Below are 13,873 nucleotides of genomic sequence, written 5' to 3'. Positions count from 1 at the left end.
GGGAGCCGTCAAGGTATGACGCGATTAAGAATTACAAAAGCCGACGCGCGGCTTCAACGACGATTTTCACCGCGTGGCTTTCGGTTTGCTTCATGGTTTCGGCGTTCGGGATCTCCTGCTGGGTGCGGTTAACGATCACCCCGGCAACCATCCCGGCGCGCAGACCCTGGCTTGAACACATGGTCAGCAGCGTTGCGGACTCCATTTCGTAGTTCATCACGCCCATCGACTGCCACTCCTCCATGGAGCCTTTAAAGCGGTTCACCACGCGGCCAGAGAAGGTGTCGTAACGCTCCTGGCCCGGATAGAAGGTGTCGGAAGAGGCGGTGACGCCGATGTGTTTGGTCGCGCCAATCGCATCTGACGCAGCAACCAGCGCAGTGGTACAGGCGAAATCAGCAACGGCCGGATATTCCATCGGCGCAAAGTGCAGGCTGGCGCCGTCGAGGCGCACGGAAGCGGTAGTGATCAGCACGTCGCCAACGTTGATATGTGGCTGAATCGCGCCGGTTGTGCCGACACGCAGGAAGGTACGGATACCGAGTTGAGCCAGCTCTTCCACCGCAATAGAAGTGGACGGCCCGCCGATACCGGTGGAACAAACAATCACTGATTTGCCATCAAGCTCTGCACGCCAGCTGGTAAATTCACGGTGAGAGGCCAGTTTGACCGGCTTATCCATCAGCGCGGCGATCTTTTCCACACGCTCAGGATCGCCAGGGACGATAGCCAGCGTAGCCCCTTGTAAATCGTTTTTGGTGAGGCCGAGATGAAAAACATCAGACTTGGACATAACAGACTCCTTGTGGTCGGTTTTATCAGGAGAGGTAAAGAGGTACTTTACAGAAGCCACGCGCTTGATTTCGTGATAGAAATCACCATGAATGAAAATGGTTGCACTCTAGTTCCATAAAATAGTGACGCGAATCACATTAACAGGTTGTATCCATCAACTCAGCAGCAAAGATAGCCTGGAAAACGGGGAGTTGCGCACGGCCAGGTCTTCCCGACTATAGTTATTGAAGCGCTAATAAAGGGTAGGGAGAATGCCATGACAACCAACGACCAGCCGGGCTTTGCACCTGCGGCTTCACCTCATGCTTCAACGATTGTCCACACGCCGGAAGATGCCTTAATCGCCGGCGAAACCACGATTCCAACGCAGGGCGACAATATGCCCGCTTTTCACGCACGCCCAAAAAATGCGGATGGCCCGCTACCGATAGTGATCGTCATACAGGAAATTTTCGGCGTGCATGAACATATTCGCGATATCTGTCGCCGCCTTGCCCTGGAAGGCTATCTTGCCGTCGCACCGGAACTCTATTTCCGCCAGGGCGATCCGAATGATTTTGCCGATGTTCCTACGTTGTTCAGCGCTCTGGTGAGTAAAGTGCCGGATGCGCAGGTCCTTGCCGACCTCGATCACGTTGCCAACTGGGCGGCGCGAAACGGTGGCAACGCACATCAGCTGATGGTGACTGGTTTTTGCTGGGGCGGCCGCATCGCGTGGCTGTATGCCGCGCATAACCCGCAACTGAAAGCGGCCATCGCCTGGTACGGCAAACTGACGGGAGAAAAAACGCTAAATTCGCCGAAGCATCCGGTAGATATCGCCACGGATTTGACCGCGCCAGTGCTGGGTTTATACGGTGCGCAGGATACCGGTATTTCGCAGGAGAGCGTGGAAACCATGCGCCAGGCGCTGCGGGCGGCGAATGCCAACGCGGAGATTATTGTCTATCCCGAAGCGGGACATGCGTTTAACGCCGATTACCGGCCAAGCTATCACCCCGAATCGGCCGCAGATGGCTGGCATCGGATGCTGGCCTGGTTTGCGCAGTACGGTAAAAAGTAAAGTTTTGCGCCGGAGGCGGCACGTTACGCTGCCTCCAGACTCCAGCCCTGCGTCAAACGCACATACACCGTTTGTTGCAATTGCACCGGTGAATGGTGAAACGCGGTAAGCGTTTGCCCATCCAGCAAGCGCAACGCCAGCAAGTAGCGTTCGCCCTGATAGATGCAGCTTTCAACGAGGGCACCTATCCCCTTTTCTGCCACCTGAACATGCTCCGGGCGCACCAACACCGGCTGTTGAGGGCGGCTACCGACGCATGTAAAGCCGTCATGCAGCAATGCATAATCAAGATGTTGAATGCCAGCGGGCGTTGCCAGCGTCAGCACGCTGCCTTTACCAATAAAGCGCGCAACCCAGCCATTTTGCGGATGCTGGTAAAGTTCCTGCGGCGCGCCCCACTGCATTAATTCACCCTGATGCATTACCGCGATATGGCTCGCCAGCGCCATTGCTTCTGCCTGATCGTGGGTGACATAAACAAACGTCGCGCCGGTGCGGCGATGAAACTCACGAAATGTCTGCTCCATGGTGGCGCGCAGATGGCGATCGAGATTTGCCAGTGGCTCATCCAGCAGCACGACTTGCGGTTCAGAGACCAGACAGCGCGCCAGTGCGACTCGCTGGCGTTGCCCACCGCTCAGCGCTTGCGGCGAACGTGCGGCGTAAGCGCCAAGTTCAACCACGTCCAGCGCGGCCATCACCTGCTTTTGTCGCGCCGCGCCGTTTATTTTGCGCAATTTCAGTGGGTAACCGACGTTCTCCGCCACCGTCATATGCGGCCACAGTGCGTAGGACTGAAATACCATGCCCATATCACGCTGCTCCGGCGGCATATGTGTGGTTTTATCGGCCAGTAAACGATTGCCCAGCAGCAAACGCCCGTCGCTCAATTGCTCCAGCCCGGCAAGAATGCGCAGCGTGGTGGTTTTGCCGCAGCCGCTTGGCCCCAGCAGTGCAGTGAATGCACCTTGCGGGATGGTTAAGGTGAGATCCCGCACCACCGTTTGCTCGTCAAAGGCTTTGCTTAGCCGTTCGAGTCTCAGTTCTGCCACGGAATAACTCCTTTCGGTAAATAGCGCCCAAGTGCGCTGAGCAGCAACATGACCAGCGCGACCAGTGCCACTACCAGCACAGAAAGAGCCGATGCCAGCACTTTGTTGCCGCTCTCATCAAGGTTAAAAATCACCACGCCAATGGTCTCTTTCCCGGCGCTCCATAGCAGCGCCGAGACGGTCAGTTCATTGACGGCGGTCAGGAACACCAACAACGCACCGGCAAACGCGGCGGGAGCCAGCAGCGGCAGCACAATATGGCGTAACCGCTGGGAGAAATTCGCACCCGCCAGGCTGGCGGCCTCTTCCATTGCCGGATCCAGTTGCAGCATGCTGCTGTGCACCGGCTTCAGGCAGACCGTCAAAAAGCGCGCCAGGTAGGCGAAGAAAATAATTGTCAGCGTGCCGCTAAGGCTTATGTCCACCAGCGGCAACGGGCGAGCAAACAGCAGAATGCAGGCGATCGCCAGCACCACGCCAGGCAAGGTATAAGGAATGTCGATCATACTGTGCAGCCAGCGCAGCGGTCGGCTTGGGTAACGCACCAGCAACCACGCCAGCGGCAGGCTTAATAGCATCAGCACCACGGCGGCGGAGATCGATAAAAACAGGCTATTACTTAACGCCCGTAGCGTGGCGCTCTGCGCATCAAAAATTCCCCGCCAGGCCGCGAACGTGAGCGTTTCGCTATTTAGCGGCACGCCGAGTGTGGGAACCAGCGACGTCGCAACCAGGGCCAATAGCGGCGCAAGCAGAATGGCGCACAGCACCGCACCGAGCAGCAGTTCGGTCGCCAGACGCCATTTGCCAAGTGTAAAGCCCAGCGTGCGCCCCGCCATGCCGATCAGCGGCAGTGCGTATCGCCGCTGCATCCGACCTTGTAACGTCACAATGCCAATCGCCAGCACGCCCATCAGCACCGACAGCGCCGCCACTTCATTGAGCATCGACGGGCCAAAGCTGGAGAGCGTCTGGTAGATATGGATCGGCAAAACGAAATAGGAAATGGGAATGCCGAGCATTGCCGGAATGCCGAAGTTGCCAAGCGCGGAGACAAAGGCGATGGCTGCGCCCGCCCATAGCGCGGTGCGGCACAGCGGCAGCACAATATCGAAAAACACCCGCCACAATGACGCGCCGTTCAGTCTTGCGGCTTCAATATGCTCTTTTGGCAGGCACTGAAGCTGAGTGCGCAGCGCGAGAAACACCAACGGCGCATGTTGAATGCCAAGCAACAGCGCGATGCCTTCAGCCGAATAGAGCGGATTTATACTGCCGAACCCCGGCGCAAGGCCAATGCTATTGAGCAAAATGCTGCTCGGGCCGAAGAGTTGCAGCCAGCTCAGCGCGGTAACCTGCGGCGGGATCATCATCGGCAGCATAAACAGGAACACCCAGACGTGTTTCATGCGGATGTTGGTCAGCGCAAGGCAAAAGGCGAACAGGCTGCCCAGGAGCAGGGAAAGCAGTGTGCCCAACCCGCTGGTATACAGGCTGTGCCAGAGCGCGGTCCAGGTAGATGCATTGCTCAGCACACGCCATAAACTGCTGTCGCAACCCTGTCGCCAGTCAATCAGTGCGGAAACCAGCAACCGCAGGCTGGGCAACAGGCTAAGCAGCGCCACGAGGCACAACAATAACCAGAGCAGCCCTTTTGTCGGGCCGCCGCTGGCGGTTTGACGCAGTGACATACTGGTCATCAATTAGCGGTTTCCGAACAGGTCGGCAAAGCGCTTTTTATTGGCCTCGGTATCGGCCAGGGCTTTCGCCGCATCGAACGGCATCAGCTTGATGCTGTCGCGCGGTGGGAAGCCTTTCGGCACTGGCAGTTTGGCATCCGCAGGCAGATAACCTTGTTGCAGCACCAGTTTTTGCCCCTCTTGCGACAGCGCAAAGTCGATGAATTCTTTTGCCGCTTGGGGGTTTTTCGCACTCTTCATCATCGCCACCGGTTCGGTCACGATGCTGACACCCTCTTTCGGGAACACAAATTCAATCGGCGCGCCTTTGGCTTTTTCGCGGATCGCCATGTAATCCACCAGCACGCCATAAGCTTTGCTGCCAGACGCAATCGCGCTCATCACCGCGCCGTTACCGCTTTGCGGCATCGCGCCGTTCTCTTTTAGCTTCTCGTAATAGCGCCAGCCGAGCGCCGGGTCATTCATCAATGTTGCTTGATGGATCTGCGCCGCGCCGGAGTACAACGGGCTTGGCAAGGTGGTCATGTTTTTCAGTTCTGGTTTGAGCAGATCTTGCCAGGAGGTAGGTTTGACCGGCGCTTTGCTGTGGTACGCAATGCCGGTGGTGATCAGTTTGGTGCCGTAGTAATACCCGTCTTTGTCATACAGTTGTGCATCGAAACGCGCGGCTTGTGGTGATTTGTAAGCTGCCAGCAGGTTTTGTTGTTTGAGAGATTCCATGGTCACGCTGTCGGCAATCAGCAGCACATCCGGCGCAGCGCCACCAGCGGCTAATTCCGCCTGTAAACGGGCGGTCAGTTTGGTGGTGCCGTCGCGGATCCATTTCACTTCTACGTCCGGGTGCGCTTTTTCAAACGCGCTGACGGTCATCTGTGCATCTTCATTGGGCTGGCTGGTGTAAAGCGTCAGTGTCGATTTTGCGAATGCCGAGGTGCTCATTATTGCCAGCAGTACCGCCGCCAGCGCACTTTTTTTACTCATGGTTCACTCCCCTGTGTTTTCGTTGCGTCGATTAAAACAAGGGAATTTGACAAAAATGTTACCGAAGGGAAGATGCGCCGCCGGTTTGGCAACGGGCGGCGCGGTAAAGCGATTACTGCTGACGCAGGTTCTGCGCGGCTTTCACCATGTTCGCAAGCGCACTGCGCGTTTCCGGCCAGCCGCGGGTTTTCAGGCCGCAGTCCGGGTTTACCCACAGGCGCTCTGCCGGGATGCGCTGCGCCGCTTTCTGCAACAGCGCTTCGATCCATTCGACGCTCGGCACGTTTGGCGAGTGAATGTCATACACGCCCGGCCCAATTTCGTTCGGGTATTCGAACTCTTCGAACGACTCCAGCAGTTCCATATCCGAACGCGAAGTTTCAATAGTGATCACGTCGGCATCCAGCGCGGCGATGGAATCCATGATGTCATTGAACTCGCAGTAGCACATGTGGGTATGGATCTGCGTGTCATCTTTCGCCACGGCGGCGTTAATGCGAAACGCTTCCACGCCCCACGCCAGGTACGCATCCCAGTCGCTACGACGCAGGGGTAAACCTTCACGCAAGGCCGGTTCATCAATCTGAATGATGCCAATTCCTGCCGCTTCCAGATCCGCCACTTCATCACGCAACGCCAGCGCAATCTGTTTGGCGATGGTTTCGCGGCTGACATCTTCACGCGGGAAGGACCAGCAGAGAATGGTCACCGGGCCGGTCAGCATGCCTTTCACCGGTTTGTCGGTCAGGGATTGCGCGTACTTCGCCCACTCCACTGTGATCGGCTGCGGGCGGCTGACATCGCCGATCACCACCGGCGGCTTCACGCAGCGGGAACCGTAGCTCTGCACCCAGCCGTTTTGCGTAAAGACGAAACCGTCAAGATTTTCCCCGAAGTACTCCACCATGTCGTTACGCTCGGCTTCGCCGTGCACCAGCACGTCCAGCCCCAGGCGTTCCTGCTCGGCAATCGCTTGTTTGATATGTTCCGCGATACCGGTGCGGTAGTTCGCCGCATCCAGATTGCCTTTTTTGAACTCCAGGCGCAGGCCGCGGATTTCGGTGGTCTGCGGGAATGAACCGATAGTGGTGGTCGGCCAGGCCGGCAGATTAAAGCGTGCGCGCTGCGTCTGAGCGCGTTCTGCATAAGGGCTTTGACGCTGGCTATCCTGTGCGGTGATTGCCGCCAGGCGCTGTGCTACCGCCGAGTTATGCACGCGTGTCGAGTGGCGACGCGCCTGAATCGGGGCGCTCCACTCGGTGAGTTTTTCGGTGTTGCCGCTGTTCAGCGCATCGCGCAGCAGCGCCAGTTCCTGGCATTTTTGCAGGGCGAAGGCAAACCAACTTTTTACTTCTTCATCAAGACGGGTTTCGACGCTTAAATCGATCGGGCTGTGCAGCAGCGAGCAGGAAGAAGCGACCCACAGTGGGCGTTTGCCAACCACATCTTTGATTTGCGCATATTTTTCTGTCAGATCGGCGCGCCAGACGTTACGGCCATTGACAAGCCCGGCGGAGAGCAGCCAGTCGGCAGGCAGGCTCTGATGCAGTTCGGCAACGTTATCTTTACCGTGTACCAGATCGATATGCAGACCCTGCACCGGCAGCGCGGTGATGGTATCCAGGTTTGGCGTTACGCCTTCGAAATAGGTGGTCAGCAGCAGCTTTACCTGGCCGTTCAGCGCGTCGTACGCCGGTTTGAAGGCGTTCAGCCACGCTTGTGGCAACTCCAGCACCAGCGCGGGTTCGTCGATTTGCACCCACTCGATACCGCGTTTTGCCAGTTCGGCCAGCACCTGTTGGTAAACCGGCAGAATATCGTTCAGCAGGCTTAAACGGTCGAACTGTTCGCCTTTGACTTTACCCAGCCACAGGTACGTTACCGGGCCGAGCAGTACAGGTTTGACGTTGTGACCGAGCGCCAGCGCTTCGTCCACTTCATCCAGCAGTTGGGTCCAGGTCAGTTTGAACTGCTGGCCTTTGCTGAACTCGGGAACCATGTAGTGATAGTTGGTGTTGAACCATTTGGTCATTTCCGCTGCGGCAGCCGGTTCACCGGTCGGTGCGCGACCGCGACCAATGCGGAAAAGAGTGTCGATATCCACAGAGCCGTCGTTGTTCTGATGACGAGCCGGAACATTGCCAAGCAGCAGGCTGGTGGTCAGAACATGGTCGTACCAGGCAAAGTCGCCGACCGGCAGCAGATCAATCCCGGCCTGTTTTTGCTGATCCCAGTGGCGGGCACGCAGGTCGCGGCCAACCGCCAGCAGTTCTTCACGGGAAGAATTAGCCGCCCAGTAACTTTCTTGCGCTTTTTTCAGCTCGCGACGCAGGCCAACGCGAGGAAAACCGAGGGTGTGATTAATAATTGTCATGTTCCTTCCTCTTTTATTTATCTGATTCTGAAGGCAAAACTCTAAGTAGTTCAGCTGGCAGGAAGGCGGCAACGCAGCGCATCCCTGGGAGCTTACTGAAGTAAGTGACCAGGGTAAGCGAGGCAGCCAACGCACCTGCAAGTTGAAATACGACGAGTTTTGGACGTCCAGATGTTTACACATCCATAATGTGAAGGTACTGTGTATACCTCAAGCGCAAAATGTTCATGCCGGAGTGAAGGACTTTCATGATCGAGATTAAACACCTGAAAACGCTACAAGCGTTACGAAACAGCGGATCGCTCGCTGCGGCGGCTGCCACGCTGCATCAAACGCAATCCGCGCTTTCCCATCAGTTCAGCGATCTGGAACAGCGCCTCGGTTTCCGGTTATTTGTGCGTAAAAGCCAGCCGCTGCGTTTTACGCCGCAGGGCGAGATCCTGCTGCAACTGGCAAACCAGGTGCTGCCGCAAATCAGCCGCGCATTGCAAGCCTGCAACGAGCCGCAGCAAACCTCATTACGTATCGCCATTGAGTGCCATAGCTGCATTCAGTGGCTGACACCCGCGCTTGAAAACTTCCGCCAGGGCTGGCCGCAAGTGGAGATGGATTTCAAATCCGGTGTGACATTTGACCCACAGCCTGCGCTGCAACAGGGCGAGCTGGATCTGGTGATGACCTCCGACATTCTGCCGCGCAGCGGTCTGCACTATTCACCGATGTTTGATTTTGAAGTGCGACTCGTGCTGGCTCCGGATCATCCGCTGGCGGCAAAAGCGCGCATCACGCCGGAAGATATCGCCAGCGAAACGCTGCTGATCTACCCGGTGCAGCGCAGTCGGCTGGATATCTGGCGTCACTTTTTACAACCGGCTGGCGTCAGCCCGTCGCTGAAAAGCGTCGATAACACCCTGCTGCTGATTCAGATGGTCGCGGCCCGCATGGGGATTGCGGCGCTGCCGCACTGGGTGGTGGAGAGTTTTGAGCGCCAGGGTCTGGTAGTCACCAAAACCCTGGGCGAAGGATTGTGGAGCCGGCTGTACGCCGCCGTGCGCGATGGCGAACAGCGTCAGCCGGTGACGGAAGCGTTTATTCGCTCAACGCGGAATCACGCGTGCGATCATCTGCCGTTTGTGCGGAGCGCGGAGCGACCCAACGCCGATGTACCCATAACGAGGCCATTATCACCGCCCCACCAATAATAAAACTCGGCCAGTGCGGCTGTTCCTGCCAGATAGCGAGGTTAACCAGCAATCCGGCAGGCACGTGCACATTGTTCATAATGCCGAGCGTACCCGCATCCACCTGCGTGGCGCCGTAATTCCACATAAAGTAACCCAGCCCGGAAGCCACCACGCCCAGCCAGACCAAAATGCCCCACTGCAACGTGGTGGTTGGCAGTTTCTGCGGGTTGCCCATGGCAAACCATGCGATAGCGGCCACCACAAATGCGCCAAGGTAAAACCAGGCAAACGCGTTGTGCTGCGGCATCGGGCGCGTCTCCATCAGGCGCTTATAGCCCACCATGCCGATGGCGAAGCTGATGTTCGCCAGTTGCACCAGAATCAGGCCAATCCAGAAGTGATCGCTCACTTTGTCGTAGCGGATAATCGCCGCGCCAATCACCGCCAGCCCGGCGCTCAGGGCGTAGCTCCAGCGCAGGCCGCGCTTGCTCAGCAGATCGTAAATCAGGGTGATATAGAGCGGCGTGAACACCGTAAACAGCAGGAATTCCGACACCGTTAAATAGAGATAAGCCTGGAAGCTGAGCAGATACATGATGCCCAGTTGCAGCGCGCCCACCAACATATACAAGCCGATGGTTTTCAGGCTATGCCCGCGCGTACGCAGGAAAGGAATAAAGACCAGCGCCGCCAGCCCCACGCGCATCAGCACGGAAAAGTAGCTGTCGACGTGACCGGCAAGGTATTCGCCAATCAGGCTAAACGAGAAGGCCCACAGAATAGTGGTGATGATCAGTAACGCCACAATGAATGTCTCTCAGGGGAAAGAACACGCATTGTAGCGGACTCGGTTGCGCAAAGTTTGAGTATTTGGTTGACGTCTGTTTGTTTTATAAACAGATGTCAATCTTATTCCAGGAACAACTTACGCAAATATTTCGGCACGGCGTTGTCGGCGTTGGTGCCAATCACTTCCAGTTCCGGGTGGAGTTCTTTCAGACGCTGATGAGCGTTAGCCATAATGCACCCTTTGCCCGCCATCGACAGCATTTCCGCATCGTTCATGCCGTCGCCAAAGGCGATGCACTCGTTCAGGCTGTAACCCAACGCACCGGCTACCGCTTCCAGGGCATGGCCTTTCGACACGCCGCCCGCCATCACTTCCAGGCAGGTTAAGGTCGAGAAACTGACGTTAACGCGATCGCCCCAGCGGGCGTTGATCGCCTGCTCCAGCGGCAGCAATTTTTCGTGGCTTTCGCAGGTGAAAAAGACTTTGCTGATCCCTTCCGGCTCCAACAGACCCGGCTCATACAGCGAATACTGGAACACCGCTTCTTTGAAGAAACGCATCTCGTCCGGGCGGTGGCGGTTCATAAACCACTCATCATCGCGGTAGACATTGGTAACGATGCCAGGCTCGTTATGCATGATGCCAAACAGATCGGCGGCGATATCGCGATCCAGATTATGCGTAAAGACCAGATTGCCATCCGTATCGTGCACGCGCGCACCGTTAGAGGTGATCATATAAGCCTTGATGCCAAGATTATCGCGGATCTGCCCGACATCGACGTGATGGCGGCCGGTGGCAAAAACAAAATTGATGCCGCGCGCGGTCAGCAGTTTTAACGTTTCTTTGGCGAAAGGCGACAGTGTGTGATCGGGAGAAAGCAACGTACCGTCTAAATCAGACGCAACAACCTGGTACATAAGAAAATTTAACCTCAATAATTCATCAGTTATGCCGATCGAAAAAATCGACGATGGCGTTAAGCGCGACCGAGCGCATGGCGTCCTTTTCGAAAAGGATCTCATGGTACGCGCCCTCTATGACAAGCGGTTTACCCCCTTCACAAGGGTGACCGGCTGCGGCGCGGCGTTCGCAGAAGCGTTGATGCATGCGGTTATCCACCACGTGCTCCTCTTCTGCCTGAATAATCAATGTTGGCGTGGCATCTTTTTCTGCGCCCGCCAGCGCGTGTTCACCGGCCAGAATCCCTTCCCGCACCCAGTGCCAGGTCGGCCCGCCGAGGCGCAGTGTGGGTTCATCGGCATAAAAACGCAAATTACGGCGGTAACGTTCGCGGCTGTGGGTCAGCACATTAATGGCAAAAGGCAGCGCACGCCAGCTTCCGGTGCCGATGGCATAACCGTCGCGAATGCGCGGGTAGCTTTCGGCCCAGTCAAGCAAGGGGCGTACGACCCAATCCGGCAGATGGATGATAATGCCGAACATCGGCGCACACAGCGCAATCGCGTCGCAAGCATGCGGATAGCGCTGTAAGAACAGTGTTGAGATCGCGCCGCCCATCGAATGGGCAAGAATATAGCGTTTTCGCCACGGCCCGTTGGCCACTTCTTGATCCCAGAACGCCGCCAAATCGTCGACATAATCACTGAAATTTACGACATGGCCGCGATGCGCGTCGGGTAAAATGCGCCCGGAGCGCCCCTGCCCCCGGTGATCGATAATCAGCACGTCATAACCGAGGTGGAACAGGTCATAGGCCAGTTCGGCGTATTTGACGTAGCTTTCGATACGGCCAGGGCAAATCACAATCACGCGATCGTTACTTTGCGCGCGAAAGCGGACAAAGCTGACCGGCACATCGTCCACGCCAGTAAAAACCGCTTCTTCACGCGAGCGCCAGAAATCCATCAGCGGGCCCATGGTAAAAGCGGCGAACGCTTTTTCTCTGGTTTCCCAGGCCTTCTTTTGCCGATACATCGGGATTTTGCCCCTTTTAGCCATGTAAAATCGTTTTTTTGTGACCAATAGCAAATTCCACAGACAATGGCGTATTGTGGCACAAATTCAACCAATCAGGAATTTCTCATGACTTTCGAATGGTGGTTCGCCTATCTGCTGACATCTTTAATTTTGAGCCTCTCTCCCGGCTCCGGCGCGATTAACACCATGACCACCTCCATCAGCCACGGCTATCGCGGCGCGGCGGCATCGATTGCCGGGCTGCAAACCGGGCTAGGTCTGCATATTGTGCTGGTAGGTGTCGGTCTCGGAACGCTGTTTTCGCGTTCGGTGCTGGCGTTTGAAGTGCTGAAATGGGCGGGCGCAGCGTATCTGATTTGGCTCGGCATTCAACAGTGGCGCGCGGCGGGCGCTATCGATCTGCATACCCTGGCGCAGACCCAATCGCGCGGGCGACTGTTTAAACGCGCGGTGTTTGTCAACCTGACCAACCCGAAGAGTATTGTCTTTCTCGCCGCCCTGTTCCCGCAGTTTATCGTGCCGCATCAGCCCCAGGTGATGCAGTACGTCGTGCTCGGCGTGACCACCATTGTGGTCGATATTATCGTGATGATTGGTTATGCAACGCTGGCGCAGCGCATTGCGGGATGGATCAAAGGCCCGCACCAGATGAAGGCATTAAACAAAGTATTTGGGTCGTTGTTTATGCTGGTCGGCGCACTGCTGGCGTCGGCAAGGCATGCATGAGAGTGGATTGTTGAAATCCGAAAACGCATCGGCGCGGCGAGGGTGTCTGGGACGGGAGACGGCACAATGCTATGGCTATGGTAAATTACGTTCTTTAATTATTCGGATAAAGTAAGAAAGCTTTGATGCGCATATTCGTTATCGCAGTTCTGGTCGCTTTACTGGGCTTTTTTTACTCACTCTTTCTTGGGGAGCGGGCAGTTACTGTTATCGATGCGCATTATGACGGAAGTACGGCGCAGGTCATCGTTGATGGATTGCCTTTCACTAAATCGAAAAAGATTGCCTGGTGGAGGAGCAACGAGGATCAAATTCGAGGTAAATACCATATTCCTTCCGGCGATACGGGCCCATTTCTGATCACTGTCTACGCTTTCGGGGATGGGTACAAAGAGGAGGGGAAGGAAGACAGGCTATGTTTTCATGATGTAAAACCACCCCGGAATTGCATCGATAAGAACATCCTCATGATGATTTGGCGCACCCGTGAGGGTAGCGTGAAGTATGAGTTTTAGTGGAGCTTCGTGCGAGGGGCAAAGCGGAGCGACCTGCAACAGATCGCTCTTTTCTCATGTCCTGCCAGAGCGAACCTCTTAGGGAAGATTAACGCGAAATAATCAAATGAATGCCGAACCCAGCGAACAGCGCGCCCGCAAAGCCGTCGATCCACTTCGCCAGGCGCTGGTAGCCGCGGCGAATTTGCGGTAAGGCAAACAGGCTGGCAACAATGGCGAACCAGGCGAACGTTTCGAGCGCAATCAGCACAAAAATACCCCAACGCGCGCTGGCACCAACGCTATCGCCGACAAACAACGAGAACACCGAGCCAAAATAGATAATCGCTTTCGGGTTGGCGAGATTGGTCAGCAAGCCTTTCACAAAGCTACGGCCACCCGCCGCCAGTTCAACCTGCGGCGCATCGCTGCTGCTCTCTTCTTTCTGCAGCGCGCCACGCAGCATCTGGTAGCCCATCCAGCACAGATAAAGCCCGCCGCCAACCATAATGATGTTATGCAGCCACGCCATTTTTGCGAGGATCAGGTTCAGGCCAAGCAGCGCGACGGCGGCCCACACCATCACACCGGTGGTAATGCCGAGCACGCCCATCATCGCTTCTTTGCGCGAGCGGCTCACGGCGGTTTGAGAGACAAAGAAAAAATCCGGTCCGGGGCTCATCAGCGCAACGAAATGCACCAGCGCCACGGTGAGAAATAGCATTAACATAAATAACTCGCGGGGAATGATTCAGTGAGCCACTATCCTGGCA

Annotated in this window: 13 protein-coding genes; 4 read left to right on the top strand and 9 right to left on the bottom strand. The window is 56.3% G+C overall.

Annotated elements, in window-relative coordinates; all coding sequences use genetic code 11:
• Positions 1-31 precede the first annotated feature (31 nt).
• A complete protein-coding gene (gene udp, locus Q5705_19140) occupies positions 32-793 on the bottom strand; it encodes a uridine phosphorylase (GenBank protein ID WLI76658.1) in 762 nt (253 codons plus the stop codon).
• Between the two features lie 258 nt (positions 794-1,051).
• On the opposite strand from udp, the gene Q5705_19135 reads away from it, so the two are divergent.
• Entirely contained in the window at positions 1,052-1,858 is an 807-nt protein-coding gene (locus tag Q5705_19135) for a dienelactone hydrolase family protein (protein ID WLI76657.1), read from the top strand.
• Between the two features lie 23 nt (positions 1,859-1,881).
• On the opposite strand, the gene Q5705_19130 is transcribed toward Q5705_19135, so the two are convergent.
• The 4 genes from Q5705_19130 to metE all read right to left on the bottom strand — a co-directional run bounded on the left by Q5705_19130 (position 1,882) and on the right by metE (position 7,965).
• Complete coding sequence (locus tag Q5705_19130) at positions 1,882-2,910, bottom strand: ABC transporter ATP-binding protein (GenBank protein ID WLI76656.1); 1,029 nt, start codon at positions 2,908-2,910, stop codon at positions 1,882-1,884.
• A complete protein-coding gene (locus Q5705_19125) occupies positions 2,898-4,601 on the bottom strand; it encodes an iron ABC transporter permease (protein ID WLI76655.1) in 1,704 nt (567 codons plus the stop codon). Before Q5705_19125 ends, Q5705_19130 begins: the two co-directional genes overlap by 13 nt.
• A gap of 12 nt (positions 4,602-4,613) precedes the next feature.
• Complete coding sequence (locus Q5705_19120; GenBank protein ID WLI76654.1) at positions 4,614-5,591, bottom strand: ABC transporter substrate-binding protein; 978 nt, start codon at positions 5,589-5,591, stop codon at positions 4,614-4,616.
• Between the two features lie 112 nt (positions 5,592-5,703).
• Positions 5,704-7,965, bottom strand: a complete 2,262-nt coding sequence (gene metE / locus Q5705_19115; GenBank protein WLI76653.1) for a 5-methyltetrahydropteroyltriglutamate--homocysteine S-methyltransferase — start codon at positions 7,963-7,965, stop codon at positions 5,704-5,706.
• 248 nt (positions 7,966-8,213) lie between these two features.
• On the opposite strand from metE, the gene metR reads away from it, so the two are divergent.
• Positions 8,214-9,167 (top strand): HTH-type transcriptional regulator MetR, encoded by a 954-nt coding sequence (gene metR, locus Q5705_19110; GenBank protein WLI76652.1) that lies wholly within the window; start codon positions 8,214-8,216, stop codon positions 9,165-9,167.
• Here the strand turns inward: metR and Q5705_19105 are convergent.
• The 3 genes from Q5705_19105 to pldB form a co-directional block, all read right to left on the bottom strand.
• Positions 9,055-9,954: a carboxylate/amino acid/amine transporter gene (locus Q5705_19105; GenBank protein WLI76651.1), complete on the bottom strand. Its 900-nt coding sequence runs from the start codon at positions 9,952-9,954 to the stop codon at positions 9,055-9,057. The genes metR and Q5705_19105 overlap by 113 nt on opposite strands.
• A 104-nt stretch (positions 9,955-10,058) precedes the next feature.
• Entirely contained in the window at positions 10,059-10,859 is an 801-nt protein-coding gene (gene yigL / locus Q5705_19100; protein ID WLI76650.1) for a sugar/pyridoxal phosphate phosphatase YigL, read from the bottom strand.
• A gap of 25 nt (positions 10,860-10,884) precedes the next feature.
• Positions 10,885-11,877, bottom strand: coding sequence for a lysophospholipase L2 (pldB, locus tag Q5705_19095; protein ID WLI79065.1), 993 nt, complete (start codon positions 11,875-11,877; stop codon positions 10,885-10,887).
• A 108-nt stretch (positions 11,878-11,985) separates the two neighbouring features.
• On the opposite strand from pldB, the gene rhtB reads away from it, so the two are divergent.
• Together rhtB and Q5705_19085 are read left to right on the top strand one after the other, a co-directional pair.
• Positions 11,986-12,606, top strand: a complete 621-nt coding sequence (gene rhtB / locus Q5705_19090) for a homoserine/homoserine lactone efflux protein (GenBank protein WLI76649.1) — start codon at positions 11,986-11,988, stop codon at positions 12,604-12,606.
• Positions 12,607-12,731: 125 nt separating this feature from the next.
• Positions 12,732-13,121 carry a DUF943 family protein gene (locus Q5705_19085; protein ID WLI76648.1) on the top strand — a complete coding sequence of 130 codons (390 nt, stop codon included), beginning with the start codon at positions 12,732-12,734 and terminating at the stop codon, positions 13,119-13,121.
• A gap of 88 nt (positions 13,122-13,209) precedes the next feature.
• Here the strand turns inward: Q5705_19085 and rhtC are convergent, their stop codons facing one another.
• Entirely contained in the window at positions 13,210-13,830 is a 621-nt protein-coding gene (rhtC, locus tag Q5705_19080; GenBank protein WLI76647.1) for a threonine export protein RhtC, read from the bottom strand.
• Positions 13,831-13,873: the final 43 nt, after the last annotated feature.

The sequence above is a fragment of the Kosakonia sp. H02 genome (assembly GCA_030704225.1).
Taxonomy (GTDB): domain Bacteria; phylum Pseudomonadota; class Gammaproteobacteria; order Enterobacterales; family Enterobacteriaceae; genus Kosakonia.
Note: the sequence above shows the minus strand (reverse complement) of the source record. Positions and strands in the feature narration are given on the sequence as shown.

Bases quoted from the DNA above. Each gene is read 5' to 3' on its own strand.
- udp (WLI76658.1), bottom strand. From the start codon at position 793: ATGTCCAAGTCTGATGTTTTTCATCTCGGCCTCACCAAAAACGATTTA.
- Q5705_19135 (WLI76657.1), top strand. From the start codon at position 1,052: ATGACAACCAACGACCAGCCGGGCTTTGCACCTGCGGCTTCACCTCAT.
- Q5705_19125 (WLI76655.1), bottom strand. From the start codon at position 4,601: ATGTCACTGCGTCAAACCGCCAGCGGCGGCCCGACAAAAGGGCTGCTC.
- Q5705_19120 (WLI76654.1), bottom strand. From the start codon at position 5,591: ATGAGTAAAAAAAGTGCGCTGGCGGCGGTACTGCTGGCAATAATGAGC.
- metE (WLI76653.1), bottom strand. From the start codon at position 7,965: ATGACAATTATTAATCACACCCTCGGTTTTCCTCGCGTTGGCCTGCGT.
- metR (WLI76652.1), top strand. From the start codon at position 8,214: ATGATCGAGATTAAACACCTGAAAACGCTACAAGCGTTACGAAACAGC.
- yigL (WLI76650.1), bottom strand. From the start codon at position 10,859: ATGTACCAGGTTGTTGCGTCTGATTTAGACGGTACGTTGCTTTCTCCC.
- pldB (WLI79065.1), bottom strand. From the start codon at position 11,877: ATGTATCGGCAAAAGAAGGCCTGGGAAACCAGAGAAAAAGCGTTCGCC.
- rhtB (WLI76649.1), top strand. From the start codon at position 11,986: ATGACTTTCGAATGGTGGTTCGCCTATCTGCTGACATCTTTAATTTTG.
- Q5705_19085 (WLI76648.1), top strand. From the start codon at position 12,732: ATGCGCATATTCGTTATCGCAGTTCTGGTCGCTTTACTGGGCTTTTTT.
- rhtC (WLI76647.1), bottom strand. From the start codon at position 13,830: ATGTTAATGCTATTTCTCACCGTGGCGCTGGTGCATTTCGTTGCGCTG.